We start from the raw sequence: 25,964 nt of genomic DNA, 5'->3' as shown, positions 1-25,964 counted from the left end.
GCAGAAACCCCACCCCGCTTTCGGAGCAAGCGCATGTCAACAACCACGGTCGTCGCCAGCATCGGTTCACTCGATTATCAGGTCCGCCTCGAAGACGGCACCCACACGTGGCTCGGCGACGAGCCCGAATCCGCGGGCGGCGGCGACACGGGACCCACACCCTTTTCGCTGCTGCTGTCGAGTCTCGGCACGTGCACGTCGATCACGCTCAAGATGTATGCGAAGCGCAAAGGCTGGCAGCTCGACGCGGTGCGAGTCGAACTTTCGATGGAAACGGGCACGGAAGGCACGACGATCACCCGCGACATCCACCTCGAAGGCGAACTCTCGAGCGAGCAGCGGGAACGGCTCTTGCAAATCGCGAATGCGTGCCCGGTTCACAAGATCCTGACACACCCTATCGAAATTAATACGGGGCTTGTCGCAGTCTGATTAGGGGCGCATGATCCGACGCTTGCAGCGCTTTAAGAGGAAGCCCCCACCTTGAATTTCGAACACCTGATTCAGATTAACGATCCGCTGAACCCGTTCGTCGATACGCTGACGCGCGCGCAGCTGTGGGAAGGTCTCGTGCTGCGAGCCGAGCAGCCGCAATTGTTCGTGATGGGCCTCGACAGTTGCACGATTCTGTCGCGCACCGACAGCACGCTCGAGCGCGAGCTGCACTACGGCCACGCGACGGTGCGCGATCGCGTCACGCTCACGCCGCAGGAAAGCGTGCGCTACGACATTCTCGCGACCGAAGCGCACGTCGGCGGCTCGTTGACGATGACCATCGAGCAGCCCGACGATCTTCAGTTGTTCCTGCGCTTCGAATACCGCACCACCCTGCCGGCGGCCGATACGGAAGACGCGCGGCAGACGCAGGAGATCGTCAAGTCGGCCTATCGGGAAGCCGATATCGACACCGTGCGGCTTATCCGGCAGTACGCCGCACCGACTCCGCAAGAACCTGGCGCGCTGCACTGAGCGCCGGCAGTCCGCCAAAACGCCGGCGGCGACGGCACGCCGCCGCCCGTGCGGCGCTCTCAGCGCCCGCGCTTCGCCTCCCTCCCGCAGCACACCCCTCCGCTCCGTTTCGATCCGTCCTATCGAAAACTGCCGCCGATGAATACATCACGGTTGCAAATGGGAATTGTTCTCATTTATACTCGATCCCATCGAATCGACGAACCGACAACGACGAATGAACGACTTCTCACGCGCTTCCACGCTCACTCTGCGCCGCAATAGCAGCGCCGCGCCCAGCAGCCGGCCGAAGAACGTCGGGCCTTCTACGGACGTCGATCGGACGAAAACGGGCAAAGCAAACGATGACGGCGAACGCATCTTGCGCAGCGAATCGCTCCTGCAAGGTCGCAGCCACATCGGCATCACGCACAACGGCGAGACCTACCAGCTTCGCGCAACCCGATTGGGCAAGCTGATCCTGACGAAGTAAGCACCGCGTATTGTGGGGACCACCTCCCAGAGGGGTGTTGGGCAGTAGCCAGCCACGACGGCTTGCACGCGAGATCTAGACCCCTTCGTGCAGACACCTTCAAGCAGCCGTCGAAGCCAGCCATGCCATTTTTTTGCGCGGTTTCCTGCCTGATCACCGCGGCCTGAGCGAACTTATTCGGAGAGGCCCAGCGCCGCGATACCGGCGCGCGCCACGGCCGCATCCTGATCCGACTTCACGCCCGATACGCCGATCGAACCCACCACTTCGCCGTCCACGACGATCGGCACCCCGCCCTCCACCATGCTGACCAGCGGCGCGCTCAGAAACGCCGTGCGGCCCTGCTTGATGATCTCCTCGTAGACCTTGGTTTCGCGTCGGCCGAGCACCGAAGTGCGTCCTTTGCCGATCGCCATTTCGACCGTGCTCGGCGCGGCGCCGTCCATGCGGTGCAGATGCAGCAGATGACCGCCGTCGTCGAAGATCGCAACGGTCACGGCCCAGTGGTTAGCGACCGCATGCGCTTCAGCAGCGGCGGCCATCTTCTTGACGTCTTCGGCGGTCAGTACGAGCTTGGTTCTCACGAGCATCCTCTTGGGTTCGTAGTGCGGCGCGCCGCCGCACAGCATGACGCAACAATCGCAACCATCAATCCGTGCCGGTCAGATGGTCGCCGACATTCGCACCGAACACGCGCTCGCGCAACAACGCGAGCTGGTCGCGCACCTGGGCGGCCTTTTCGAATTCGAGATTCTTCGCGTGCTCCATCATCTGCTTCTCGAGCCGCTTGATCTCCTTCGCGATCTGCTTCTCGGACATGTCCTCGAACTTCGCGCGCTGTTGCTGCTCCTTGAGCTCCGCACGCACTTCGTCGGCGTCGTAGACACCGTCGATGATGTCCTTGATCCGCTTCACGACGCCGCGCGGCACGATGCCCATCTTCTCGTTGTGCGCGATCTGCTTCGCGCGCCGGCGCTCGGTTTCGTCGATCGCGCGGCGCATCGAATCGGTGATCCGGTCCGCGTACAACAGCGCCTTGCCGTTGACGTTGCGCGCCGCGCGCCCGATCGTCTGGATCAGCGAACGCTCGGCGCGCAGGAAGCCTTCCTTGTCCGCGTCGAGAATCGCGACGAGCGACACCTCCGGAATGTCGAGCCCCTCGCGCAGCAAGTTGATGCCGACGAGCACGTCGAAGGTGCCGAGACGCAAGTCGCGAATGATCTCGACGCGCTCGACCGTATCGATATCGCTGTGCAGGTAGCGCACTTTGACGCCGTGGTCGGCGAGAAATTCGGTTAGCTGCTCGGCCATGCGCTTCGTGAGCACGGTGACGAGCACGCGGTCGCCGGCCGCGACGCGCGCATTGATCTCGGAGAGCACGTCGTCGACCTGCGTGCGCGCCGGCCGCACTTCGACCTCGGGGTCGACGAGGCCGGTCGGCCGCACGACCTGTTCGGCGACCTGGCCCGCGGTCTTTTTCTCGTAGTCGGCCGGTGTCGCCGACACGAAGATCGCCTGGCGCATCTTGCGCTCGAACTCGGGGAACTTGAGCGGCCGGTTGTCGAGCGCCGACGGCAGCCGGAACCCGTAGTCGACGAGATTTTCCTTGCGGGCCCGGTCGCCGTTGTACATGCCGTTCAGCTGGCCGATCAGCACGTGCGACTCGTCGAGCAGCATCAGCGCGTCGGGCGGCAGATAGTCGACGAGCGTCGGCGGCGGCTCGCCCGGCGCCGCACCCGAAAAGTGCCGCGAGTAGTTCTCGATGCCCTTGCAGAAACCCAGCTCCTGCAGCATTTCCAAATCGAAGCGCGTGCGCTGCTCGAGCCGCTGCGCCTCGACGAGCTTGCCGTCCTGATGGAAGAACTCGAGCCGGTCGCGCAATTCGGTCTTGATCGTCTCGACCGCGCGCATCACGGTTTCGCGCGGTGTCACATAGTGCGACGACGGGTAGACGGTGAAGCGCGGAATCTTCTGCCGCACGCGGCCCGTCAGCGGATCGAACAGCTGCAGCGACTCGACTTCGTCGTCGAACAGCTCGATGCGCACCGCCATCTCCGCGTGCTCGGCAGGGAAGATGTCGATCGTGTCCCCACGCACGCGGAACGCGCCGCGCTGAAAATCGGCTTCGTTGCGGCTGTACTGCATCGCGATCAGCCGCGCGATGACGTCGCGCTGGCCGATCTTGTCTCCCGTGCGCAGCGTCAGAATCATCTGGTGGTACTCGGACGGATTGCCGATACCGTAGATCGCCGACACCGTCGCCACGATCACGACGTCGCGCCGCTCCATCAGGCTCTTGGTCGCCGACAGCCGCATCTGCTCGATGTGCTCGTTGATCGACGAATCCTTCTCGATGAACAAGTCGCGCTGCGGCACATAGGCTTCCGGCTGGTAGTAGTCGTAGTACGAGACGAAGTACTCGACCGCATTACGCGGGAAGAACTCGCGAAACTCCGAGTAGAGCTGCGCGGCGAGCGTTTTGTTCGGCGCGAATACGATGGCCGGGCGGCCGAGCTGCGCGATCGTGTTCGCCATCGTGAACGTCTTGCCGGAGCCGGTCACGCCGAGCAGCGTCTGGAACGACAGGCCGTCCTCGACGCCTTCGACGAGCGTCTTGATCGCGCCGGGCTGATCGCCGGCAGGCGGATACGGCTGGTACAGGTGAAACGGGGAGCCTTCGAACTCGACGAATTTCGATTCGTCGAGGGTGTCGTCGACTGGAGAGAGATGGTGTTCGGACATGAGGAAGCGGTTCCTTCGCCGAGGGCAGGCAAAAGGCTATTTTAGCGCCTTGCGCTCGGGCGGGCTGATAGGCTGCCGACTCCGGCGATGCGTCCCTGTCGCTCCCAAATTGGGCGAGATTGGCGCGGCTTATCGGTAAAAGCGCACGACCGTCCACGATTTTGCTTGCCCGGCTTTTCCGAATCGAGGGCTCGGATTCGCTACAATGGCGAATTGCGCTCGCGCGCCGCCGGTCCGGGGAGTACCCAACCCTATTTGGACGGACCCGTTAGGCCGGGAGCCTGCCTCTTTCTTTTCACTACCGCCGAACCATCATGTCTCTCTTCTCCGCTGTCGAACTCGCTCCCCGCGACCCGATCCTGGGCCTCAACGAAGCCTTCAACGCCGATACCCGCACCACCAAAGTCAACCTCGGCGTGGGCGTCTATACCAACGAAGAGGGCAAGATCCCGCTGCTGCGCGCAGTTCGTGACGCGGAAAAAGCGCGCGTCGAAGCGGCCCTGCCGCGCGGCTACCTGCCGATCGAAGGGATCGCGGCCTACGACGCAGCCGTGCAAAAGCTGCTGCTCGGCAACGACTCGCCGCTGATCGCAGCCGGCCGCGTCGTGACGGCGCAGGCGCTCGGCGGCACGGGCGCGCTGAAGATCGGCGCGGATTTCCTGAAGCGCGTGAACCCGAACGCCAAGGTCGCGATCAGCGATCCGAGCTGGGAAAACCATCGTGCGCTGTTCGAAAGCGCGGGCTTCGAAGTCGTCGCCTATCCGTACTACGACGCGCAAACCAACGGCGTCAATTTCGACGGCATGCTGAGCGCGCTGAACAGCTACGCCGCGGGCACGATCGTCGTGCTGCATGCGTGCTGCCACAACCCGACGGGCGTCGACCTCACCGACGCGCAATGGAAGCAAGTCGTCGAAGTCGTGAAGACGCGCCAACTGGTGCCGTTCCTCGACATCGCCTACCAAGGCTTCGGCGACAGCATTGAAGCCGACGCCGCCGCCGTGCGCCTGTTCGCGGCATCGGAACTGAACGTGTTCGTGTCGTCGTCGTTCTCGAAGTCGTTCTCGCTGTACGGCGAGCGCGTCGGCGCGCTGTCGATCATCACCGACAGCAAGGACGAAGCCGCGCGCGTGCTGTCGCAGCTGAAGCGCGTGATCCGCACGAACTACTCAAACCCGCCGACGCACGGCGGCTCGGTGGTCGCGGCCGTGCTCGCCTCGCCGGAACTGCGCGCGACGTGGGAGCAGGAACTCGGCGAAATGCGCGACCGCATCCGCGCGATGCGCGGCGGCCTCGTCGAGCGCCTGAAGGCAGCGGGCGTGGATCGCGACTTCAGCTTCGTCAACGCGCAGCGCGGCATGTTCTCGTACTCGGGCCTGAATGCCGCGCAGGTGGACCGCCTGCGTGAAGAGTTCGGCATTTATGCGGTCAGCACCGGCCGTATCTGTGTGGCCGCGCTCAACACGCGCAACATCGACGTGGTGGCGAATGCCGTCGCGCATGTGTTGAAGTAAGGTTTGGCTGTTGCAGCGGCGGCGCTGTGTTCGCGCCGCTGCTCGCCGGCTTGAAGTCTGTTGGTTGCGACTCACGACAGACGTAAATGGCGCCCCTCTCAGGGCGCCATTTTTCTTTATGCCGCTCCTCGTTCGACTTTTGCGTGCCGCGCCGATTCGCCGAATTTCTATCGCCTCGATGCGGGCGCTCCAAACGAACTAACGTTGATCGCGATGGATATCGTGCGTCACGAAACCCGCGTCGTTTTGCGGCATCTCCAGCCAGCCCGGTTGCGCGAGACTCGCGCGTATATCCTGCAGTCCGCTCTCCCAGTGGTCGTGCATCGTCGATAGGCCAAACTGGTAGTCCTTGTAATTACCCTCGTATTGCTTGTCGTGATAGACGAGGTGAATCACGTCGTAGCGCTTCGAACACGAAAGCTCTTCCGCAAGCTTGCACCACGGGTCGTTTCGATGCTCCTCCGGGATGCGTGTCAGCACTTCCCGCAGCACGTGCCGGAAACGCTGCGAGCGCTGCATCATGTCCGTGACGAAACGCGTGCGGCTCGAATACTGGATGTCTTTCATGCGGCCTTGCACGTCGGTGATATTGTCCGGCACCGGGCCACGCGCGCTCCACAAGTCGACTTGAAACGCGAGCGTGTCTTGTCGCGGTGTCGTCTGAATCACTTCCCGAAGCGGCGTATTCGACATCAAGCCGCCGTCCCAGTAGAACTCGCCATCGATTTCCACCGCCGCGAACCCTGGCGGCAGCGCGCCCGACGCCATGAAATGCTCGGGCCGCAGCTTCATATGCGTGTTATCGAAGTAAGCGAAATTACCGGTGCCGACATTGACTGCCCCCACCGAGACACGCACTTCGGCCGAATTGATCCGATCGAAATCGCAGAACCGTTCGAGGGTGGATTTCAGCGGCGACGTGTCGTAATAGCTCGCCGTCAGCGGCGACCCGGACCCGGTCGGCATGGGCGGCGGGAAGCGCGGCACGAAAAATCCCTTCTGCCCGTCGACGAGCGCGCCAACCGCCTGCATTGCCGTAAACGCCTTGCGCATCGTATCGTTCGAATTGAACAGCGCCCGCTCGACAAACGGCGGCATTGGCGGCCCATAGGCCGGCTGGCAGATCAGCTCCCAGAACTCGAGTAGCTTCTCCACGCGATACTCCGGCGCATTGCCGGCAAGAATCGCCGTATTGAGCGCGCCGATCGAAATGCCGCAAAACCGGTTGGGAAGAATGCCGGCTTCGTCGAGGCCCTGATAGACGCCGGCCTGATAGGCACCTAGCGCGCCCCCGCCCTGCAGAACGAGCGCAATGCTCTCGTAGTCAGGCACGACGATGCGGGGGCTTTCAACCGTCTCCTGCTCACGAGCGCGCTCGCCGCCCTCTGCTACGGGGGCGTCGGCGCGCGCGTTTTTTACCTTGCGCTGCGCCATCATGGGCTCCTTATTGCATGAACCAGCCGTGGCTGACGATGAACGACTGGCCGGTGAGCGCCGCGCTCGGGAACGCCGAGAGGAACAGCACCGTCTGCGCGACGTCCTCGACCGTGGTGAACACGCCGTCCACCGTCTGGCCGAGCATCACCTTCTTGACCACTTCCTCTTCGCTGATGCCGAGCTCCTTCGCTTGCTCGGGGATCTGCTTGTCGACGAGCGGCGTACGCACGAAGCCCGGGCAGACCACGTGCGAGCGCACGTTGTGCGCCGCGCCTTCCTTCGCCAGCACGCGCGCCAGGCCGAGCAGCGCATGCTTGGCCGCCACGTACGCCGACTTCAGCGGCGACGCCTCATGCGAGTGCACCGAGCCCATGTAGATCACGACGCCGCCGCGATTGTCCTTGTACATGTGCTTGAGCGCGGCCTTGGTCGTGAGGAACGCGCCGTCGACGTGGATCGCCTGCATCTTCTTCCAGTCCGAGAACGAGTAGTTCTCGATCGGATTGACGATCTGGATACCGGCGTTCGACACGAGGATGTCGACCGAGCCGAATTCGGCGGCCACTTTATCGATGCCCTGGTTGACAGCTTCCTCGTTGGTGACGTCCATTGCGACGCCGACCGCCTTGCCGCCCTTTTGCTTGATCTCGTCGGCCACGGCTTGTGCGCCGGCCAAGTTCAAGTCGGCGATCGCCACCGCGGCGCCTTGGGCCGCGAGCACCAATGCGATTTCCTTGCCGATGCCGCTTGCTGCGCCCGTGACGACAGCAACCTTACCGTTCAGATTCGTGGACATTCAAAACCTCCATCTGGATTGAGCACATGACACCATGGCGACAAATGCATGACAACCCAGCCGAAAGGCATATGCCGATCAGCCGACTGCCCCGCCACGACCGACCACGGTATTGTGCATGAAGCGTAAGGGTCCTGTTCCGCAAATTGCTTGATAAACGAATCCGCAGAACAAGACCCGCCGGTCACGCGCCAAATCGATTCGGATTAAGCTGTGCGTTTGACTCTCACGCCCCCCCTCGAAGGAGAAGCATATGAACTATCGACGACTCGGACGTTCCGGCCTGCAAGTCAGCGAGCTTTCAATCGGTTCGTGGGTCACTTACGGCAATCAGGTGGATCGGCGAGCCGCGCGCGAATCGCTCGCAGCAGCGCGCGATGCAGGCGTGAATTTTTTCGATAACGCTGAAGTCTATGCAGGCGGCAAGTCCGAGGAAATCATGGGCCATGCACTGAAAGAACTCGCATGGCCGCGCATCAGCTACGTGGTGTCGACCAAGTTCTATTGGGGGCTGCATGAGGCGCCGAATCAGTACCACACGCTGAACCGCAAGTATCTGTTGCACGCCATCGACGCGTCGCTGCACCGCCTGCAGCTCGACTATGTAGACCTGGTGTTCTGCCACCGCCCCGACCCGAACACGCCGATCGAAGAGACGGTCTGGGCGATGAGCGACATGATCGCGCGCGGCAAGGCGCTCTACTGGGGCACGTCGGAATGGAGCGCCGACGAAATCCGCGCGGCCTACGAAATCGCCGAGCGGCATCATCTACACAAACCGGTGATGGAGCAGCCGCAATACAACCTCTTCTGCCGCAAGCGCGTCGAACAGCAATACATGCGGCTCTATGAAGACATCGGATTGGGGCTCACGACCTGGAGCCCGCTTGCATCGGGCCTCCTCACCGGCAAATACCGCGATGGCGTACCGGCCGACAGCCGCGCTCAATTGCAAGGCTACGATTGGTTGCGCACGCAGTTGACGGACGCCGGCAAGAACAACATCGTCGGCCAGCTAGGCCAAATCGCCGACGAGCTCGGCTGCACCGTCGGCCAGCTCGCGATCGCCTGGATTCTGAAGAACCCCAACGTCAGCACGGTGATCACGGGCGCATCGCGTATCGAGCAGATCCACGAAAACATGAAGGCACAAGAGGTGGCCGTCAAGATCACGCCGGAAATCAAATTGAAGATCGAGGAGGTTGTCGGCGACGCCTACCAATAGTGCGCGCGAAGAGCGGCGCGGGCCTCGCGTACAATACGCGACCGCCCGCGAGCGCCTCGCGTCGCGCGGATTCACGCGCAACACGGGCGAGCCGCCATAGCCTGGTCGCTGCGTTTGACCGCATTCATCCTCTCGCTTTCCATTTGCCATGCTCAGCTATCGCCACGCCTTCCACGCAGGCAATCACGCCGATGTCCTCAAGCACGCCGTCGTCGTGCAGTTGCTGCGTTATCTCGGCATGAAGGACAAAGCCTATTGGTACATCGATACGCACGCGGGCGCAGGTGTCTATTCGCTCAAGGAAGGCTACGCGACGAAAAACGCCGAGTTCGATACGGGTATCGGAAGACTTTGGAAGCAGAAGGATTTGCCCGCCGCGCTGACGGAATATGTCGAAGAAGTCAGCGCGTTGAATCCGGACGGCGAACTGCGCTATTACCCGGGTTCGCCGTACCTCGCATGGCGGCTGATGCGCGATCAGGATCGCATGCGCCTTTTCGAGCTGCACTCGACCGAAATCGATGTCCTGCGCCACAACTTTCGCGATGCGGGTCGCCGCGCCATGCTGTTCGGCGCGGACGGCTTCGAAGGAATCAAAGCCTTGCTCCCGCCGCCGCCGCGCCGGGCGTTGGTGCTGGTCGATCCCTCGTTCGAGGACAAACGCGACTACGCGCGCACGCTGACGTGTATCGAGGAAAGTTTGAAGCGATTTGCGACGGGCACCTACGCGATCTGGTATCCGCAGGTCACGCGACAAGAATCGCAGCGTTTTCCCGAGCAACTGAAGCGCTTGCAGCCGACCAACTGGCTGCATTTGACGCTGACGGTAAGCCGCCCGCCCTCGGATGGTTTCGGCCTCTACGGCAGCGGCATGTTCATCCTGAATCCGCCGTACACGCTCGCCGCAACGATGAAAGAGACGCTGCCTTACCTCGTCGACAAACTCGGGCAGGACGAAACAGCGCAGTTCAAGATCGAAAGCCGGGGCGACTAAAGTTCGATTGAGCCCTTACTGGCTCGATTTAGGACGGTATACGGGCCGCGGCGCCGAAGCTCCGCCCACGGGCAGATTGATATAAGGCGCCACGACGATCGGCTGTGACGAGTCGGGTTGCAGCTCGCTAGGCGTTGCGGTCGGCTTGGCGGCGACCATCGGCTGACGCGACAACGGCGCCGTTTGCAGCACGAGGCCGCTTTGCCCATCGTTGATACCGCTTTCCGTGTCGAGCACGAGCGGCTTGCCGTTCGACTGGGCGGACGCATTCAACGATACGAGCAAGAGAGCCGCACAAGCAGCCGGCAGCACGCGAAGCGAGGGAAATGGGCACATGGGTCGACGTATCCGTTATCAGCCGCGTTGAGGGGCAAAAAGCGCTTTACCTTACCGTGGTGGCAAGCTTTAGGCTAGTCGCAGTGGTGTTCCGGAAACGACAAAGCCCCGCTTTGCGGGGCTTTGCATCACAACGACGCAGGGCGTGCGGCTCTGCCGCAGCGGCGCTTCGCGATTACAGCGAGTAGCCGTTGGTTTCGAGCGAGCGGAGACGCTGTTCGAGCTGGACGATGTCAGCCGACGACGCGAGATAAGCCTCACGGCGGCGACGTTCAGCAGCTTCAAACCAGTTGCTCAGCTTTTCGAGGATGTACGCAAACATGATGTTCTCCAAGGATCGAATTGAACCCCTGGCGGGTTGGGCATCAGGGATTTCCCGTAGAAGGGTTAACCCGAATTATAGCCCTGCCGGTGCAACCGTCTAGTGAAATGCACGAATGACGTGCATTCCATTTTGGAATGCCACGCCTTAGCACGCGATTGGGACCGTTGATTTGTAACGAAGATTTACCGGACCTCTCTGTTATCCGGCATTTCACCTCGTCAAAAAGCACCAAAATTGTGCAAACCAGGTTTACGCATTCGACCCTATATGCTTCGCGTCTCCAAAAGCGTCTCCCAGGCTCAATGGCATTTCGCCGGCTCATCGATGCTGAACTCATGAGCGAGTTGTTCGAGAATCGGGCAATCCGGACGCGCATCGCCGTGGCAATGATGGGCGAGGTGCGCGAGCGTGTCGCGCATGTCGGTCAGCTCGGCGATGCGCCGCTCGAGTTCGGCGACATGTTCGAGCGCGATGGCTTTGACTTCCGCGCTCGCTCTCGAGCGGTCCTGCCACAAGGCGAGCAGCTTGCGAATGTCCTCGACGAGAAAGCCGAGGCGCCGCGCTTGCCGAATAAAGCGCAGGGTGTGGATTTCATCGGTGCCGTAGACCCGATAGCCCGACTCGGTGCGCGCTTTGGGCGCGAGCAACCCGACGCTCTCGTAGTACCGGATCATCTTTGCGGTGACGCCCGATGCGCGGGCTGCGTCGCCAATATTCATGGTCAGCTCCTGGATGTGCTGATCGATCGTACACCTTCCCACAATGGGAAGGTCAGCCCTCTCTCCTCCAACCACCCAAGGAAACCCAATGATCGAATTCCAAGTTGAAGGCATGAGCTGCCAGCACTGTGTCGCGGCCGTGACGAAAGCGATTCAGGCGCACGACGCCACGGCACGCGTGCAGGTCGATTTGGCGCAAGGACGAGTCGCCGTCGAATCGGTCCAAGACGCACGCGTGCTGCAAGCCGCCATCGACGAAGCCGGCTACACCGTCAAAGGCGCTGTCGACGGCGCGACAAACCGCGCGGCCGGCAACGTCTAAGGAAGCGCGATGTTCAGCGTGGCCCTCCTCGGCGCTTCGGGCTTGCTCGGGCGCGCGATTGCCGATGCCCTGGCCGATCGCGCCGAGTGGCGCGTCGTCCGCACCGCTCATCGGCGTGTGGGCGACACCTCAGTCCAGCTCGACATTCGCGACGCGGCGGCAGTCCACGCCTTCATCGGGCACACCGAGCCCGACGCCATCGTCATCGCCGCCGCCGAACGCCGGCCCGACGTCTGCGAACGCGATCCGGCGCTCGCCCGCGCGCTCAACGTCGACGCCGTGAGGTCGGTCGCGGCTGCCGCCCGTCGACGCGGCGCATGGGTGCTGTCGATTTCGACCGACTACGTCTTCGACGGCACGCACCCGCCCTACCATTGCGACGACCCGCCCGCGCCGCTCAACGCATACGGCCGCAGCAAGCTGGAAGGCGAGCGCGCGTTATTGGAGACGACGGAGCTCGGCTGCGTGTTGCGTCTGCCACTCTTGTTCGGACCGATCGTCGATTGGCAGGAATCGGCCGTCACGAGCCTCGTGCCCGCGATCGCCGCCTCAGCCCTGCCCGATGCGAAGGCGGCTGTCATGGATGCCTGGGCGACGCGCTACCCGACCTTCACGCCCGACGTCGCTTTCGTCATCCGGCAGATGCTCGAGCACCATGCGCGCGGCGACGCGATCTGCGGGATCGCGCAATGGTCCGGCGCCGAGCCGATGACGAAGTTGGACATCGCCTCGCGGCTCGCTGAAGCCTTGCAACTCGATGCCCGCCTCACGCCACAACACACGCCGGTTGACGCGACACCTCGCCCGCGCGACTGTCATCTGGATTCGAGCCGCCTGGAAGCGCTCGGCATTGGACGCCGCACGCCGTTCAACGAGGCGATCCGGCAAGTGCTCGGCGCGTTCCCGTGGCGTCCGTGAGCGGCGCGAGCCCAGCCAGCCGATAAGCGAGCGCTCGCGTCAGTGAAAATCGCGGCTCGACACGGCGAGCCGCCCGAGCAACGCGGTCCGATCCTCGAGCCGCTTCGCGACCAGATGCAGCACCTCGCCCTCGCGCTGCACGACGCCATAGACCGCGAGCAAGCCCGAACCCAGCAGCGCTTTGCGCTGCGTTTCGACGAGCGCCGGCCAGACGATCACGTTGATCGTGCCGGTTTCATCTTCGATCGATACGAAGATCGTGCCGTTCGCCGTGTCGGGCCGCTGCCGCACCGTGACGATCCCGCACGCATGCACATGCCGGCCGTGGTTCAGATGCGCCAGTTGCACCGCGGTCCTGAAGCGCTCCTTCGCGAGCCGCGGCCGCAACAAGGCCAGCGGATGCCGATTCAGCGTGAGCCCGAGGCTTCGATAGTCGTCGGTGATTTCGCGCCCCTCGGTCGCACGCGGCAACGTGATCGGCGCTTCGACGATCGGCGCGTCGCGCAGCAATCGCGGCACCGTATGCTGCGCAGTGACGGCCCACCACGCCTGCCGTCGATGGCCGGCAAGACTGACAAGCGCGTTCGCCGCCGCCAGCGCTTCGAGCTCGCGACGTGTAAGCGCGGCCCGCCGCGCGAGATCGTCGATATCGGTAAACGGAGCGCCGCCGCGCGCAGTCATGATCCGCTCGGCAGCGGCCTGCGAAAATCCCTTGATCAGATGCATGCCGAGGCGCACCGCGGGACCTTTCGCGCCATAGATCGCAGCCGGCTGCTTCACGCGCGCGAGGTGACGCTTGACGGCGTGCTTGATCGTCTTCGACACCGCTCGCTTGGGCAATGGCGCATCGTGAAGCATCTGCCGATACTGATTGGCGTCCAGGCAACGCCGACCGGTCTCGCTCCACGAGATGCGCTCGCCGGACCGCTCTCGCTTCTCCAATGTCGACTCCCAATCGCTTAGCGCGACATCGGGCGGCAACACCGACACGCCATGACGCTTCGCGTCCTGCACGAGTTGCGATGGCGAATAAAACCCGAGCGGCTGGCTGTTCAGCAAACCGGCAAGGAACGCAGCCGGCTCGTAGCGCTTGAGCCATGCGCTCAAATAGACCAGAAGCGCAAAGCTCGCCGCGTGACTCTCCGGAAAGCCGTAATCACCGAAGCCTTCGATCTGTTTGCAGATCCGGTCGGTAAAAGCCTCGTCATAGCCGCGCGCCCTCATCTTCTGCTTCAAGTCGTCCTGATAGGGCTTGAGATTGCCGGTGCGCCGCCAGGCGGCCATGGCGCGACGCAATGCGTCGGCCTTCTCAGCGGAGTACTCGGCCGCGACCATCGCGAGGTGCATCACTTGCTCCTGAAAGATCGGTACGCCAAGCGTTCTCTGAAGCACCGGCCGCAGCTCGTCCTTCGGGTACTCGACCACCTCCAGCCCCTGCCTGCGGCGCAAATAGGGATGCACCATACCGCCCTGAATCGGCCCTGGACGCACGATCGCCACTTGGATCACAAGGTCGTAGTACTGCTTCGGCTTCAGACGCGGCAGCATGCTTTGCTGCGCGCGCGACTCGACCTGGAACACGCCGATCGTATCGGCATGACCACACATCTCGTAGACGGCCGGATCTTCGCTCGGAATATGCTCGACGCCGAAATTCGGAAAGCCGCGCCGCAGCGCGACCAATTCGAGCGAGCGCCGGATCGCCGACAGCATGCCGAGCGCAAGCACGTCGACCTTCAGCAGCTTGAGCGCTTCGATATCGTCCTTGTCCCACTCGATCACGCTGCGCCCGTCCATCGCCGCGTTTTCGATCGGCACGAGACGCGAGAGCTTGTCGCGCGCGATCACGAAACCGCCGACGTGCTGCGACAAATGCCGTGGGAAGCCGCGCAGCTCGTGGGTCAAGCGAATCAGATGCTGCGTGATGTGCGATTGCGCGTCAAAACCTGCATCGGCCAGATGCTTGGCGATCGCATCCGGACCATCCCACCATTGCTGCGACTTGCCGATCCGCTCGACCAACGCTTCCTCGAGCCCGAGCGCCTTGCCGACATCTTTCAACGCGCTGCGCGTGCGGTAGGTAATGAGCGTAGCGGTCAGCGCGGCTCGGCGCCGGCCGTATTTTTCGTAGATGTATTGGATGACCTCTTCGCGACGCTGATGCTCGAAGTCGACGTCGATATCGGGCGGCTCGTCACGCGCCCGCGAGATGAAGCGCTCGACGAGCATATGTATCAAGGCCGGATTGATCTCGGTAATCCGCAGACAGTAGCAAACGACCGAATTGGCCGCCGAGCCGCGCCCTTGGCACAGGATATGGCGCTCGCGCGCGAAGCGCACGATGTCGTACACCGTCAGGAAATACTTTTCATATCGAAGCTCGGCGATCAGCGCGAGTTCTTTTTCGATCTGCTCGATGTTGTCGACGGAAAGCCCACCGGGCCAGCGCTCGATCGCACCGGCCATCACGAGTTTGCGCAGATGACTCGCCGGCGTCTCGCCCGGCGGCACCAGCTCTTCCGGATATTCGTACTGCAGCTCAGCGAGACTGAACGTGCAGCGGGCCGCGACACGCAACGTCTCTTCGAGCGTATCCGCCGGATAGAGCGATGCGATTCGCACGCGGGTGCGCATGTGCCGCTCGGCATTCGGCTCGAGCGCGTGGCCGCACTCCGCAAGCGGCTTCACGAGACGGATCGCGGTCAACGTATCCTGAAGCGGCTTGCGCGAGCGCGCGTGCATCAACACTCCGCCTGCGGCGACGAGCGGCAAGCCGCTCTCATCCGAAAGCATCCGCAGCGCTTCGATGTGTTCATCGTCGCGGCCGTTTTGCCAGAGCTCGAGCGCGAGCCACGAGCGCTCTTGAGCGAAGGCCGCGAGCCAGTGTGCGCAACGCAGCGTCTGCGCCAGCGAGGTTTCGCGCTGCGGCACCAGCATCAAGAGGCAATCGGGCAAGTGCTTCAAATGCGCGAGTTCCGATGGGGGATCGGTAAAGTCCGCCGGTACGAGCCGGTAGCTGCCCTTTTCCGCGCGTGAGCGCCCCAGCGTAATCAGCTCGGAAAGGTTGCCATAGCCTTCCCGATTCGTTGCGAGCACAACCAATGTGCAAAAGGGCTCGCCGTCTTCGCCGGTCAGACGAAGCTCGCTGCCGATCAAAAGCTGCAGCGCGCCCTCATGCGTTTTCGCCGCGACGTGCGCGCGCACGACACCGGCGAGCGAGCACTCGTCGGTAATCGCGAGTGCGGTATAGCCATGATGGATCGCCTGATCGACGAGGTCGCGCGGATGCGAAGCGCCGCGCAGGAAAGAAAAATTGCTCAGGCAGTGCAGCTCGGCGTAGCCCGGCAATTGAGGCGACGGTGCCGATGCCTGCGTGGCAGGAGATAAGGCAGAGGATGCCATCGCTTCAACCGAAAAGACCTTGCAAGAACCAATAACCCGACAGGCGCTCTCGGAACACCCAGAACATTCGCCCGTCGTCGTCGGCTGCGATGTAGTAATCGCGTTCGACACCCTGCCCATCCCACCACCCTGCCTCGATCCGCTCGGTGCGGGTCAGCATTTTCAGAGGGCGTCGATAGACCGGCCGCTGCTCGCGCATGACCAATTTGAGCGGCTTGTCGAGCAGCCAAACGGGACGCGGCGGCTGCGGGACTTCATCGGATAAGACAAGCGCTTGCGGAGGCTCGCGAAGCGGCAACGCGTTGTCCGGCAGCACGGTTTGCGCCGCGCTATCTGGATGGCTTGGCTCGATGGCCCCCCCTGCCGCGAGGTCCGATGCAGATGTCGGCATCTCCTTTGCGGCAGACTTCGCCCCCGAATGCCGCGACGGACGCTTCGACTTCGCCTGCCGCGACGTCCGCTCGGGCTGCCCGGTTTGATACGCCTCGACATTCATCGCCCTCTCGGGCCGATGATCGTCCAGCATGGAAATCCGCATCACGTTTTCGGAGCCCAAACGCGCACTTAGCCGTTCAAAGAGACGCGCGACTGAATCTCGATCCGCATCCGGCATAGGAAACAGCGTGTCCGATTGCGCCGCATGTTCGTCGATCTGATCGGCGACGATTTTCAGCTCGATGGCCGGTGCAATCAGCTCGGTTTGGTTCAGCTTCTCGCGCAGCAACCAGATCAGGTGATCGGGATCGCGCGACGGCACCGCCCACGACACCGTCAAGCTCGAGGTGCGCGGCGCATGGCGAGCGGCCAATTCATGCTCGAGCAACAGCGTGTAGCGGCTGACCGCCGCGTGATGTGCGCTCAACCATCCGGCCAACTGCATCACGAGCCTGCGAGCGGCAAAGAGCAGCGCTTCGGCGCTATCGACACGCGCCTGCAACTCGAGCTGCGCTCGAAACGAAGCCGGCGCTCGGAACGACTCGCGCGGGTCCGGCTTTTCGCCGTAAGCCTGCGCGAGCAAGTCCAGGACGTCGCTGCCGAAACGTCTGACGACTCCGGCACGAGGCAAGCGCCGCAAATCGGCCAGCGTCGCGCAGCCGATCTGTTCGAACACGTCGCCATATGTGGCTACGGCTGGCAACAGCGAAACCGGCAGCGCATCGAGCGCGCGCGGCAGCGATGCTTCCTTCACGACATGCCACCGATGCCCTTCCCGCCGCGCGCGGGCATGCGCAAGCAGCCACGCGCCCCATGCGGTCGGCGCACAAGCCATGCGCGCGGTATAGCCGAAATCGCGGACTGTCGACGCCACCTTCGCCAGCAATGCGCGCAGTCCACCAAAGAGCCGCAACCCTGAACCCACTTCGAGCAGCAGCGTATGAGCGTGAGCCTGCGAAACCTTCGGCGTATACGCAAGCAGCGCCAGCGCCATCGCTTCGAAAGCCTGCGTCTCGTGTTCAACATCTGGCGTGAGCATCTGGAGCCCGGGGGCCAGAACCAGCGCATACGAACGCGTTTGCCCCGCCTGCACGCCGAGCTGGTATGCAGTGACATCCGGCATCAGGATGTGCGCGTGATCGGCCAGGGCATAGCAGCGGATATCGCTAGCGCCGGATGCAGTCTCGCCGATGCCATCACGCTGATTCGATTGGCTCGTGCTCTCTCTCTCGGACAGAGGCGGCTTCACGGCCTCCAGCGATAAGAGTGGCAATGTCACAGCGATCCACAACATGATTGGCCTTTCGTTCGTGACGCCTTGGACGTGCCGTGCGCGCCGGCAACATCGCCTCTTGCACAGGAAGCTCCATGCGCAGCGGTTCTGCAAGGGGCGGACCACGGCGCTTGATGATGTCGATCGCCAATCCGACCTTGTGCAACCAAAGCCGACGCTTCATCGCCTGCGCGCCATTGGGCAGAATGGGTGAACAGATCATCCGCAACGGTGCAGCCGAAGAGTGCACCGCCACATTCGCCGGACGAATCAGAAAGGCCAGAGATCGGGAATCTTGAGCCGCGACTTGCAGACGCCTTAGTGCTTCCGGCCGTGCATTCGACGCCCACATCAATACCGCCCCTATCCCGCCCTGCTTCAGTGCCTGCTCCGCGGCCCAAAAAGCTTGAGCTTCCGCCGCCCGCACCCAAAAAACCCTCTCAACAGCGATTCCCCATGCTTTCAACGCCGTCGTATGCGGGTGATACGGCGGCGCAATCATCACCACATGCCGCTCCGCTTCCACCGTGAGCTGGCGAAGCGCATAAACCAGCAAGCGCATCTCGCCTACGCCGTCATGCTCGACCAACAACTCGGTCAGACTGCCGATAGGCCAGCCCTGTCCGGGCAACGCTCGGTCGAGCGCTGGATGACCGCTCGAAATCGTCTGCGCCAGCGGACCGGCAACCTGGTCGCCCTGCCACATCTGGCGTTGCAGATTGGGCGCCAGCGCCTGCACCGCAAGCTGAATGACTGCTGTCATAAACCTGCTCGTTTTAAAGAGAATGCGCTGCCCTGCTCGCGAGCGAGCATCAAGAAGAACCCCGACTTCGCTGCGGCTGGGCTATACGCGCCAAGCCGACATCACCCAGTTAAGTGGCCTCGCATTCCTTGCTTTTGTCATGCACTGGGCAGTCTTCTGCACATGGCCGCCCCGACGAAACGCGGCGATGAGCAACGCGACCACCTGCTGCCAGCCTACGGGGATGTGATGCAGTTGGATGGATAGCGTGCACCCGATACTGTATTTTTATACAGTATTTTATTGGGAAAGTTAAGGGGCGTTGAGGTGTAATGACTCGGCGCTTTTTGTCTGCGGAAAAAGCGTGACAGGAGAATGAAATGAACGCGTCCCACCCGAGAACGTGAGAACAAGAGAAGGTGGATCCTCACGGGCCACGGCATCGATGTACCCAGGTGGAAAATGCACGCATTTCCCGGCAACCGGAGGATCCACGATGAACAGTATGGCCGTGGGCGTCGATATCGCCAAGCAGGTTTTCCAGGTGCATTACGTCGATCAGGAAACCGGACAGATCGTGAACAAGCCGATCAGGCGAGCCAAGTTTTTGGAGCACTTCGCGAATCGAGGGCCCTGCCTGATCGGAATGGAAGCATGCGGTGGAGCGCACCACTGGGCTCGGCAACTGACGCAAATGGGGCACGTGGTCAGGCTGATGCCGGCCGAGTTCGTGAAGGCATTCAACATTCGCAATAAGAACGATGCGGCGGACGCGCGGGCGATCTGGCTGGCGGTGCAGCAGCCGGGCAAGCCGGTGGCAGTGAAGACCGAGATGCAGCAGGCGATGCTGGCGCTGCACCGGATGCGCGAGCAGTTGGTGAAGTTCCGCACGATGCAGAGCAACGGACTGCGCGGATTGCTGGCGGAATACGGCGAGGTGATGAGCAAGGGACGGGCGAAGCTGGACAAGGAAATACCGGCCGCGCTGGGCCGAATCGCGGAGCGCCTGCCCGCGGTGCTGATCGATACCTTGCGGGAACAGTGGAACGGGTTGACCAAGCTCGATGAGCAGATTGCGCAGATCGAGCAACGCATGCGCGAATGGAAAAGCAAGACTTAGCAGTGCAAGCGATCAGCGAGATTCCCGGTGTCGGGCTGCTCACGTCAACGGCGGCGGTGGCGATGATGGGCGACCCGAAAGCGTTCAGTTCAGGGCGGCAATTTGCTGCTTGGACGGGGCTTGTGCCCAAGCAGACCGGGTCGGGCGGTAAGGTGAACCTGCACGGGATCAGCAGGCGGGGCGACACGTATCTGCGCACGCTGCTGATTCACGGTGCGCGAGCAGTGTTAGCGCATGCGAAGGAACCCGGCGAGTGGGTCGAGCAGATGAAGAAGCGGCGACCGGCCAATGTCGTCATCGTCGCGCTGGCCAACAAGATCGCGCGGACGATCTGGGCGGTGCTCGCTCATAACCGGCCGTACCGCAAGGACTACGTGAGCGTGAAGCCGACCTGATCGGCTCACGCGAGGTAGAAGATCAACGTTTAAACACAGGGTGAACGTCGAAAGGTTGCGCAGCTATCGAGTGTGATGACAAGCCAGGTAAGACCGGGGCCCGCTAAACCTGAATCGCACCAAGAGCTTTGAGCTCGTCAGGAGAATGAGGCGCGGGTCAGCGAATTTCATAGAGGCCCGCAGCAGCAGTACCGGCTGCATCAAGGCCGGATATAGAGCTGCAGCCCACCCTGTCCGTCAGAACACACGAGAACTGTTGCAAACGGGACGCGTTCATATAGGGTGGGATGGGGCGAAGGCGGCTTGCCGTGGCGGCGAACTGGGCCATCAGGCCACGCTGATGGCACGGCGCCTGTTGGTATGCGAGGGGATCAGGAAATGAGCTGGCCTGCCGGCCGCCAGCGATGCTGAGGTTGCCGCTCTGCCCTGGCTCGGCGAGCCGTATCGACTCGCAGGTTTTCCTAGGAGAGAGGCTATTTGGAGGCCGTAAACGCCACAACCCCACCTTTGAGGGGTGGGGTTGTGGACGTATAGAGAAGCCTGACGATTACCTACTTTCACACGGGCATCCGCACTATCATCGGCGTGGAGTCGTTTCACGGTCCTGTTCGGGATGGGAAGGGGTGGTACCAACTCGCTATGGTCATCAGGCATGACTTGTTGCTGCATCGCTTGAGGCGGCGCAGCCAATCTGGGAAGAAGTAGGGTGTGTAATGGATTGGGTTGTGACTGTGTGCACAACGCGGTTGATCTCAACCTTGGGCGTGTTGCTCTGCATGGGACCAGAGTAAGCGCTGAAGCGCTAACACTGGTCGACAGAAACGCACTGGTTATAGGATCAAGCCGTACGGGCAATTAGTATCGGTTAGCTTAACGCATTACTGCGCTTCCCACACCCGACCTATCAACGTCCTGGTCTCGAACGACCCTTCAAGGGGATCAAGTCCCCGGGGATATCTCATCTTAAGGCGAGTTTCCCGCTTAGATGCTTTCAGCGGTTATCTCTTCCGAACATAGCTACCCGGCGATGCCACTGGCGTGACAACCGGTACACCAGAGGTTCGTCCACTCCGGTCCTCTCGTACTAGGAGCAGCCCCCTTCAAATATCCAACGCCCACGGCAGATAGGGACCAAACTGTCTCACGACGTTTTAAACCCAGCTCACGTACCTCTTTAAATGGCGAACAGCCATACCCTTGGGACCGGCTACAGCCCCAGGATGAGATGAGCCGACATCGAGGTGCCAAACACCGCCGTCGATATGAACTCTTGGGCGGTATCAGCCTGTTATCCCCAGAGTACCTTTTATCCGTTGAGCGATGGCCCTTCCATACAGAACCACCGGATCACTATGACCTGCTTTCGCACCTGCTCGACTTGTCGGTCTCGCAGTTAAGCACGCTTATGCCATTGCACTATCAGCACGATTTCCGACCGTACCTAGCGTACCTTCGTACTCCTCCGTTACACTTTGGGAGGAGACCGCCCCAGTCAAACTGCCTACCATGCACTGTCCCCGACCCGGATCACGGGCCAAGGTTAGAACCTCAAACAAACCAGGGTGGTATTTCAAGGACGGCTCCACCGAAACTAGCGTTCCGGTTTCATAGCCTCCCACCTATCCTACACAGATCGGTTCAAAGTCCAATGCAAAGCTACAGTAAAGGTTCATGGGGTCTTTCCGTCTAGCCGCGGGGAGATTGCATCATCACAAACACTTCAACTTCGCTGAGTCTCGGGAGGAGACAGTGTGGCCATCGTTACGCCATTCGTGCAGGTCGGAACTTACCCGACAAGGAATTTCGCTACCTTAGGACCGTTATAGTTACGGCCGCCGTTTACCGGGACTTCAATCAAGAGCTTGCACCCCATCATTTAATCTTCCGGCACCGGGCAGGCGTCACACCCTATACGTCCACTTTCGTGTTTGCAGAGTGCTGTGTTTTTATTAAACAGTCGCAGCCACCAGTTTATTGCAACCCCTTCACCCTTCCGGCGCAGGCCAGTCAAGCTACAGGGGCGTACCTTATCCCGAAGTTACGGTACCAATTTGCCGAGTTCCTTCTCCCGAGTTCTCTCAAGCGCCTTAGAATACTCATCTCGCCCACCTGTGTCGGTTTGCGGTACGGTCATTGTTAAACTGAAGCTTAGAGGCTTTTCTTGGAACCACTTCCAATTGCTTCGCGACCGAAGTCGCTCGCGCCACACCCTTGAATCCTGTGCCCGGATTTGCCTAAGCACCTTCTCCAATGCAGCGACCGGGACGTCCAACACCCGGACAACCTTCCGCGATCCGTCCCCCCATCGCATTTAACAATGGTGCAGGAATATTGACCTGCTTCCCATCAGCTACGCATTTCTGCCTCGCCTTAGGCCGACTCACCCTACGCCGATGAACGTTGCGTAGGAAACCTTGGGCTTACGGCGAGGGGGCCTTTCACCCCCTTTATCGCTACTCATGTCAGCATTCGCACTTCCGATACCTCCAGCACGCTTTTCAACGCACCTTCGCAGGCTTACGGAACGCTCTCCTACCATGCACATAAATGTGCATCCGCAGCTTCGGTATATGGCTTAGCCCCGTTACATCTTCCGCGCAGGACGACTCGATCAGTGAGCTATTACGCTTTCTTTAAAGGATGGCTGCTTCTAAGCCAACCTCCTGACTGTTTTAGCCTTCCCACTTCGTTTCCCACTTAGCCATATTTGGGGACCTTAGCTGGCGGTCTGGGTTGCCTCTTGACACCGGACGTTAGCACCCGATGTCTGTCTCCCGTGATTGCACTCTTCGGTATTCGGAGTTTGCTATGGCGAAGTAATCCGCAATGGACCCTTCAACCATGACAGTGCTCTACCCCCGAAGGTGATACACGAGGCACTACCTAAATAGTTTTCGGAGAGAACCAGCTATTTCCAAGTTTGTTTAGCCTTTCACCCCTATCCACAGCTCATCCCCTAACTTTTCAACGTTAGTGGGTTCGGTCCTCCAGTACGTGTTACCGCACCTTCAACCTGGCCATGGATAGATCACTTGGTTTCGGGTCTACGCCCAGCAACTGAACGCCCTATTCGGACTCGCTTTCGCTACGCCTGCCTTAATCAGTTAAGCTTGCTACTGAACGTAAGTCGCTGACCCATTATACAAAAGGTACGCCGTCACCCCTTGCGAGGCTCCGACTGTTTGTATGCATGCGGTTTCAGGATCTATTTCACCTCCCGGGGTTCTTTTCGCCTTTCCCTCACGGTACTGGTTCACTATCGGTCGATCACGAGTATTTAGCCTTGGAGGATGGTCCCCCCATCTTCAGACAGGATTTCACGTGTCCCGCCCTACTTGTCGTACCCCTAGTTCTTCCTAACTGTTTTCGCCTACAGGGCTATCACCTGCTATGGCCGCACTTTCCAGAGCGTTCGGCTAACAACTAAGATAAAAGGTACAAGGCTGATCCCATTTCGCTCGCCACTACTTTGGGAATCTCGGTTGATTTCTGTTCCTGCGGTTACTTAGATGTTTCAGTTCACCGCGTTCGCTTCACTAGACCTATGTATTCAGTCTAGGATGACCCATACGGGCCGGGTTTCCCCATTCGGACATCTTCGGATCAAAGCTTGTTTGCCAGCTCCCCGAAGCTTTTCGCAGGCTACCGCGTCCTTCATCGCCTGTGATCGCCAAGGCATCCACCACATGCACTTGTTCGCTTGACCCTATAACTAGTGCGTCTCGCTCGCTTGCGCTTTCGCGTCCGCTTCCAAGCACACCCGTCATAGGTTGAGTTTTCGCGTTGTGCCGTATTCCAATTGAGCCGAACATTAAGTTCGAATCATCTTGAGATACATCGATACAATCACAACCCAGATAGCGTCCACGCCCATCTCTAAGCGCTTTCGCTATCCATTACTACTTCTTCCTGATTGTTAAAGAACGACAGCCGATAAGCTTTCACTTACCGCTCTGACTGGCTCAATCGCCAATGACAAACACTCGATCCTCACTCGGATCAAGTCCTTATCATTAGTGATTGGTGGAGGATGACGGGATCGAACCGACGACCCCCTGCTTGCAAAGCAGGTGCTCTCCCAGCTGAGCTAATCCCCCGTACCTGACACTCCAAGGGTTCCGAGCTCCAGCCACCGCAGACAATTGGTGGGTCTGGTTGATTCGAACCAACGACCCCCGCCTTATCAAGACGGTGCTCTAACCGACTGAGCTACAGACCCCTTAAGCCTGTCTTTATCTACAGCCGATAAGCGTGAGCGCTTAACTTTGACGCGTTAAGCTCGAGAAAGGAGGTGATCCAGCCGCACCTTCCGATACGGCTACCTTGTTACGACTTCACCCCAGTCATGAATCCTACCGTGGTGACCGTCCTCCTTGCGGTTAGACTAGCCACTTCTGGTAAAACCCACTCCCATGGTGTGACGGGCGGTGTGTACAAGACCCGGGAACGTATTCACCGCGGCATGCTGATCCGCGATTACTAGCGATTCCAGCTTCATGCACTCGAGTTGCAGAGTGCAATCCGGACTACGATCGGTTTTCTGGGATTGGCTCCACCTCGCGGCTTGGCGACCCTCTGTTCCGACCATTGTATGACGTGTGAAGCCCTACCCATAAGGGCCATGAGGACTTGACGTCATCCCCACCTTCCTCCGGTTTGTCACCGGCAGTCTCCTTAGAGTGCTCTTGCGTAGCAACTAAGGACAAGGGTTGCGCTCGTTGCGGGACTTAACCCAACATCTCACGACACGAGCTGACGACAGCCATGCAGCACCTGTGCGACGGTTCTCTTTCGAGCACCCCCACCTTCAGCAGGGTTCCGTCCATGTCAAGGGTAGGTAAGGTTTTTCGCGTTGCATCGAATTAATCCACATCATCCACCGCTTGTGCGGGTCCCCGTCAATTCCTTTGAGTTTTAATCTTGCGACCGTACTCCCCAGGCGGTCAACTTCACGCGTTAGCTACGTTACTAAGGAAATGAATCCCCAACAACTAGTTGACATCGTTTAGGGCGTGGACTACCAGGGTATCTAATCCTGTTTGCTCCCCACGCTTTCGTGCATGAGCGTCAGTATTGGCCCAGGGGGCTGCCTTCGCCATCGGTATTCCTCCACATCTCTACGCATTTCACTGCTACACGTGGAATTCTACCCCCCTCTGCCATACTCTAGCCCGCCAGTCACCAATGCAGTTCCCAGGTTAAGCCCGGGGATTTCACATCGGTCTTAGCGAACCGCCTGCGCACGCTTTACGCCCAGTAATTCCGATTAACGCTCGCACCCTACGTATTACCGCGGCTGCTGGCACGTAGTTAGCCGGTGCTTATTCTTCCGGTACCGTCATCCCTAGCCATATTAGGGCCAAGGATTTCTTTCCGGACAAAAGTGCTTTACAACCCGAAGGCCTTCTTCACACACGCGGCATTGCTGGATCAGGGTTGCCCCATTGTCCAAAATTCCCCACTGCTGCCTCCCGTAGGAGTCTGGGCCGTGTCTCAGTCCCAGTGTGGCTGGTCGTCCTCTCAGACCAGCTACAGATCGTCGCCTTGGTAGGCCTTTACCCCACCAACTAGCTAATCTGCCATCGGCCGCCCCAATAGCGCGAGGCCTTTCGGTCCCCCGCTTTCATCCTAAAATCGTATGCGGTATTAATCCGGCTTTCGCCGGGCTATCCCCCACTACTGGACACGTTCCGATGTATTACTCACCCGTTCGCCACTCGCCACCAGGGTTGCCCCCGTGCTGCCGTTCGACTTGCATGTGTAAGGCATGCCGCCAGCGTTCAATCTGAGCCAGGATCAAACTCTTCAGTTCAATGCCTGTTACTGTT

The 25,964-nt window shown here is 60.7% G+C and carries 18 protein-coding genes, 2 tRNA genes, 3 rRNA genes and 1 pseudogene; 9 read left to right on the top strand and 15 right to left on the bottom strand.

Features of this window, described 5'->3' with window-relative positions:
• Positions 1–33: 33 nt before the first annotated feature.
• From FAZ95_RS06290 to hemP, 3 genes are all read left to right on the top strand, one after another.
• Complete coding sequence (locus FAZ95_RS06290) at positions 34–432, top strand: OsmC family protein (RefSeq protein ID WP_137331661.1); 399 nt, start codon at positions 34–36, stop codon at positions 430–432.
• Positions 433–483: 51 nt separating this feature from the next.
• Positions 484–969 (top strand): SRPBCC family protein, encoded by a 486-nt coding sequence (locus FAZ95_RS06285; protein ID WP_137331660.1) that lies wholly within the window; start codon positions 484–486, stop codon positions 967–969.
• 217 nt (positions 970–1,186) lie between these two features.
• Positions 1,187–1,441 (top strand): hemin uptake protein HemP, encoded by a 255-nt coding sequence (gene hemP / locus FAZ95_RS06280; protein WP_137331659.1) that lies wholly within the window; start codon positions 1,187–1,189, stop codon positions 1,439–1,441.
• 173 nt (positions 1,442–1,614) lie between these two features.
• On the opposite strand, the gene FAZ95_RS06275 is transcribed toward hemP, so the two are convergent.
• Positions 1,615–2,025 carry a GlcG/HbpS family heme-binding protein gene (locus tag FAZ95_RS06275; protein ID WP_137331658.1) on the bottom strand — a complete coding sequence of 137 codons (411 nt, stop codon included), beginning with the start codon at positions 2,023–2,025 and terminating at the stop codon, positions 1,615–1,617.
• 64 nt (positions 2,026–2,089) lie between these two features.
• Positions 2,090–4,183 carry an excinuclease ABC subunit UvrB gene (gene uvrB / locus FAZ95_RS06270; protein WP_137331657.1) on the bottom strand — a complete coding sequence of 698 codons (2,094 nt, stop codon included), beginning with the start codon at positions 4,181–4,183 and terminating at the stop codon, positions 2,090–2,092.
• A 314-nt stretch (positions 4,184–4,497) separates the two neighbouring features.
• Here uvrB and FAZ95_RS06265 point away from each other — a divergent pair, with 314 nt between their 5' ends.
• Positions 4,498–5,697 (top strand): amino acid aminotransferase, encoded by a 1,200-nt coding sequence (locus FAZ95_RS06265; protein ID WP_137331656.1) that lies wholly within the window; start codon positions 4,498–4,500, stop codon positions 5,695–5,697.
• Between the two features lie 198 nt (positions 5,698–5,895).
• Here FAZ95_RS06265 and FAZ95_RS06260 read toward each other — a convergent pair whose 3' ends face one another.
• Positions 5,896–7,131: a DUF3734 domain-containing protein gene (locus tag FAZ95_RS06260; RefSeq protein ID WP_137334442.1), complete on the bottom strand. Its 1,236-nt coding sequence runs from the start codon at positions 7,129–7,131 to the stop codon at positions 5,896–5,898.
• A 10-nt stretch (positions 7,132–7,141) separates the two neighbouring features.
• The gene (locus FAZ95_RS06255; protein WP_137331655.1) at positions 7,142–7,930 is read right to left on the bottom strand and encodes a 3-hydroxybutyrate dehydrogenase; all 789 of its coding nucleotides are present in this window, start codon (positions 7,928–7,930) and stop codon (positions 7,142–7,144) included.
• 253 nt (positions 7,931–8,183) lie between these two features.
• On the opposite strand from FAZ95_RS06255, the gene FAZ95_RS06250 reads away from it, so the two are divergent.
• A complete protein-coding gene (locus FAZ95_RS06250; protein WP_137331654.1) occupies positions 8,184–9,155 on the top strand; it encodes a potassium channel beta subunit family protein in 972 nt (323 codons plus the stop codon).
• A gap of 148 nt (positions 9,156–9,303) precedes the next feature.
• The gene (locus tag FAZ95_RS06245; RefSeq protein ID WP_137331653.1) at positions 9,304–10,149 is read left to right on the top strand and encodes a 23S rRNA (adenine(2030)-N(6))-methyltransferase RlmJ; all 846 of its coding nucleotides are present in this window, start codon (positions 9,304–9,306) and stop codon (positions 10,147–10,149) included.
• Positions 10,150–10,164: 15 nt separating this feature from the next.
• On the opposite strand, the gene FAZ95_RS06240 is transcribed toward FAZ95_RS06245, so the two are convergent.
• The 3 genes from FAZ95_RS06240 to cueR form a co-directional block, all read right to left on the bottom strand.
• Positions 10,165–10,485 (bottom strand): hypothetical protein, encoded by a 321-nt coding sequence (locus tag FAZ95_RS06240; RefSeq protein WP_137331652.1) that lies wholly within the window; start codon positions 10,483–10,485, stop codon positions 10,165–10,167.
• A 175-nt stretch (positions 10,486–10,660) separates the two neighbouring features.
• Positions 10,661–10,807: a DUF3563 family protein gene (locus FAZ95_RS06235; RefSeq protein ID WP_137331651.1), complete on the bottom strand. Its 147-nt coding sequence runs from the start codon at positions 10,805–10,807 to the stop codon at positions 10,661–10,663.
• A gap of 302 nt (positions 10,808–11,109) precedes the next feature.
• Positions 11,110–11,529: a Cu(I)-responsive transcriptional regulator gene (cueR, locus tag FAZ95_RS06230; RefSeq protein WP_137331650.1), complete on the bottom strand. Its 420-nt coding sequence runs from the start codon at positions 11,527–11,529 to the stop codon at positions 11,110–11,112.
• A gap of 88 nt (positions 11,530–11,617) precedes the next feature.
• On the opposite strand from cueR, the gene FAZ95_RS06225 reads away from it, so the two are divergent.
• Together FAZ95_RS06225 and FAZ95_RS06220 are read left to right on the top strand one after the other, a co-directional pair.
• Positions 11,618–11,851: a heavy-metal-associated domain-containing protein gene (locus FAZ95_RS06225; RefSeq protein ID WP_137331649.1), complete on the top strand. Its 234-nt coding sequence runs from the start codon at positions 11,618–11,620 to the stop codon at positions 11,849–11,851.
• Between the two features lie 9 nt (positions 11,852–11,860).
• A complete protein-coding gene (locus FAZ95_RS06220) occupies positions 11,861–12,769 on the top strand; it encodes a dTDP-4-dehydrorhamnose reductase family protein (protein ID WP_137331648.1) in 909 nt (302 codons plus the stop codon).
• Between the two features lie 39 nt (positions 12,770–12,808).
• Here FAZ95_RS06220 and FAZ95_RS06215 read toward each other — a convergent pair whose 3' ends face one another.
• The 3 genes from FAZ95_RS06215 to imuA are packed head-to-tail and all read right to left on the bottom strand — an operon-like array spanning position 12,809 to position 18,642.
• Positions 12,809–16,171 carry an error-prone DNA polymerase gene (locus FAZ95_RS06215; protein WP_137331647.1) on the bottom strand — a complete coding sequence of 1,121 codons (3,363 nt, stop codon included), beginning with the start codon at positions 16,169–16,171 and terminating at the stop codon, positions 12,809–12,811.
• A gap of 4 nt (positions 16,172–16,175) precedes the next feature.
• Complete coding sequence (locus FAZ95_RS06210) at positions 16,176–17,900, bottom strand: Y-family DNA polymerase (protein WP_137331646.1); 1,725 nt, start codon at positions 17,898–17,900, stop codon at positions 16,176–16,178.
• The gene (gene imuA / locus FAZ95_RS06205; protein ID WP_137331645.1) at positions 17,803–18,642 is read right to left on the bottom strand and encodes a translesion DNA synthesis-associated protein ImuA; all 840 of its coding nucleotides are present in this window, start codon (positions 18,640–18,642) and stop codon (positions 17,803–17,805) included. Before imuA ends, FAZ95_RS06210 begins: the two co-directional genes overlap by 98 nt.
• Before the next feature lie 475 nt (positions 18,643–19,117).
• On the opposite strand from imuA, the pseudogene FAZ95_RS06200 reads away from it, so the two are divergent.
• Positions 19,118–20,136: pseudogene (locus FAZ95_RS06200) on the top strand (IS110 family RNA-guided transposase).
• A gap of 538 nt (positions 20,137–20,674) precedes the next feature.
• Here FAZ95_RS06200 and rrf read toward each other — a convergent pair.
• The 5 genes from rrf to FAZ95_RS06175 all read right to left on the bottom strand — a co-directional run bounded on the left by rrf (position 20,675) and on the right by FAZ95_RS06175 (position 25,948).
• Positions 20,675–20,787 (bottom strand): 5S ribosomal RNA (rrf, locus tag FAZ95_RS06195).
• A 183-nt stretch (positions 20,788–20,970) separates the two neighbouring features.
• Positions 20,971–23,842 (bottom strand): 23S ribosomal RNA (locus FAZ95_RS06190).
• A 315-nt stretch (positions 23,843–24,157) separates the two neighbouring features.
• A tRNA-Ala gene (locus FAZ95_RS06185) sits at positions 24,158–24,233 on the bottom strand.
• Between the two features lie 46 nt (positions 24,234–24,279).
• Positions 24,280–24,355 (bottom strand) — tRNA-Ile (locus FAZ95_RS06180).
• 65 nt (positions 24,356–24,420) lie between these two features.
• Positions 24,421–25,948: ribosomal RNA gene (locus FAZ95_RS06175) — 16S ribosomal RNA — on the bottom strand.
• The 16S, 23S and 5S rRNA genes sit together here with 2 tRNA genes alongside, the layout of an rRNA operon.
• Positions 25,949–25,964 lie beyond the last annotated feature (16 nt).

The organism is Trinickia violacea (assembly GCF_005280735.1).
Lineage (GTDB): Bacteria > Pseudomonadota > Gammaproteobacteria > Burkholderiales > Burkholderiaceae > Trinickia_A > Trinickia_A violacea.
This window is presented reverse-complemented; position numbering and strand designations above follow the sequence as displayed.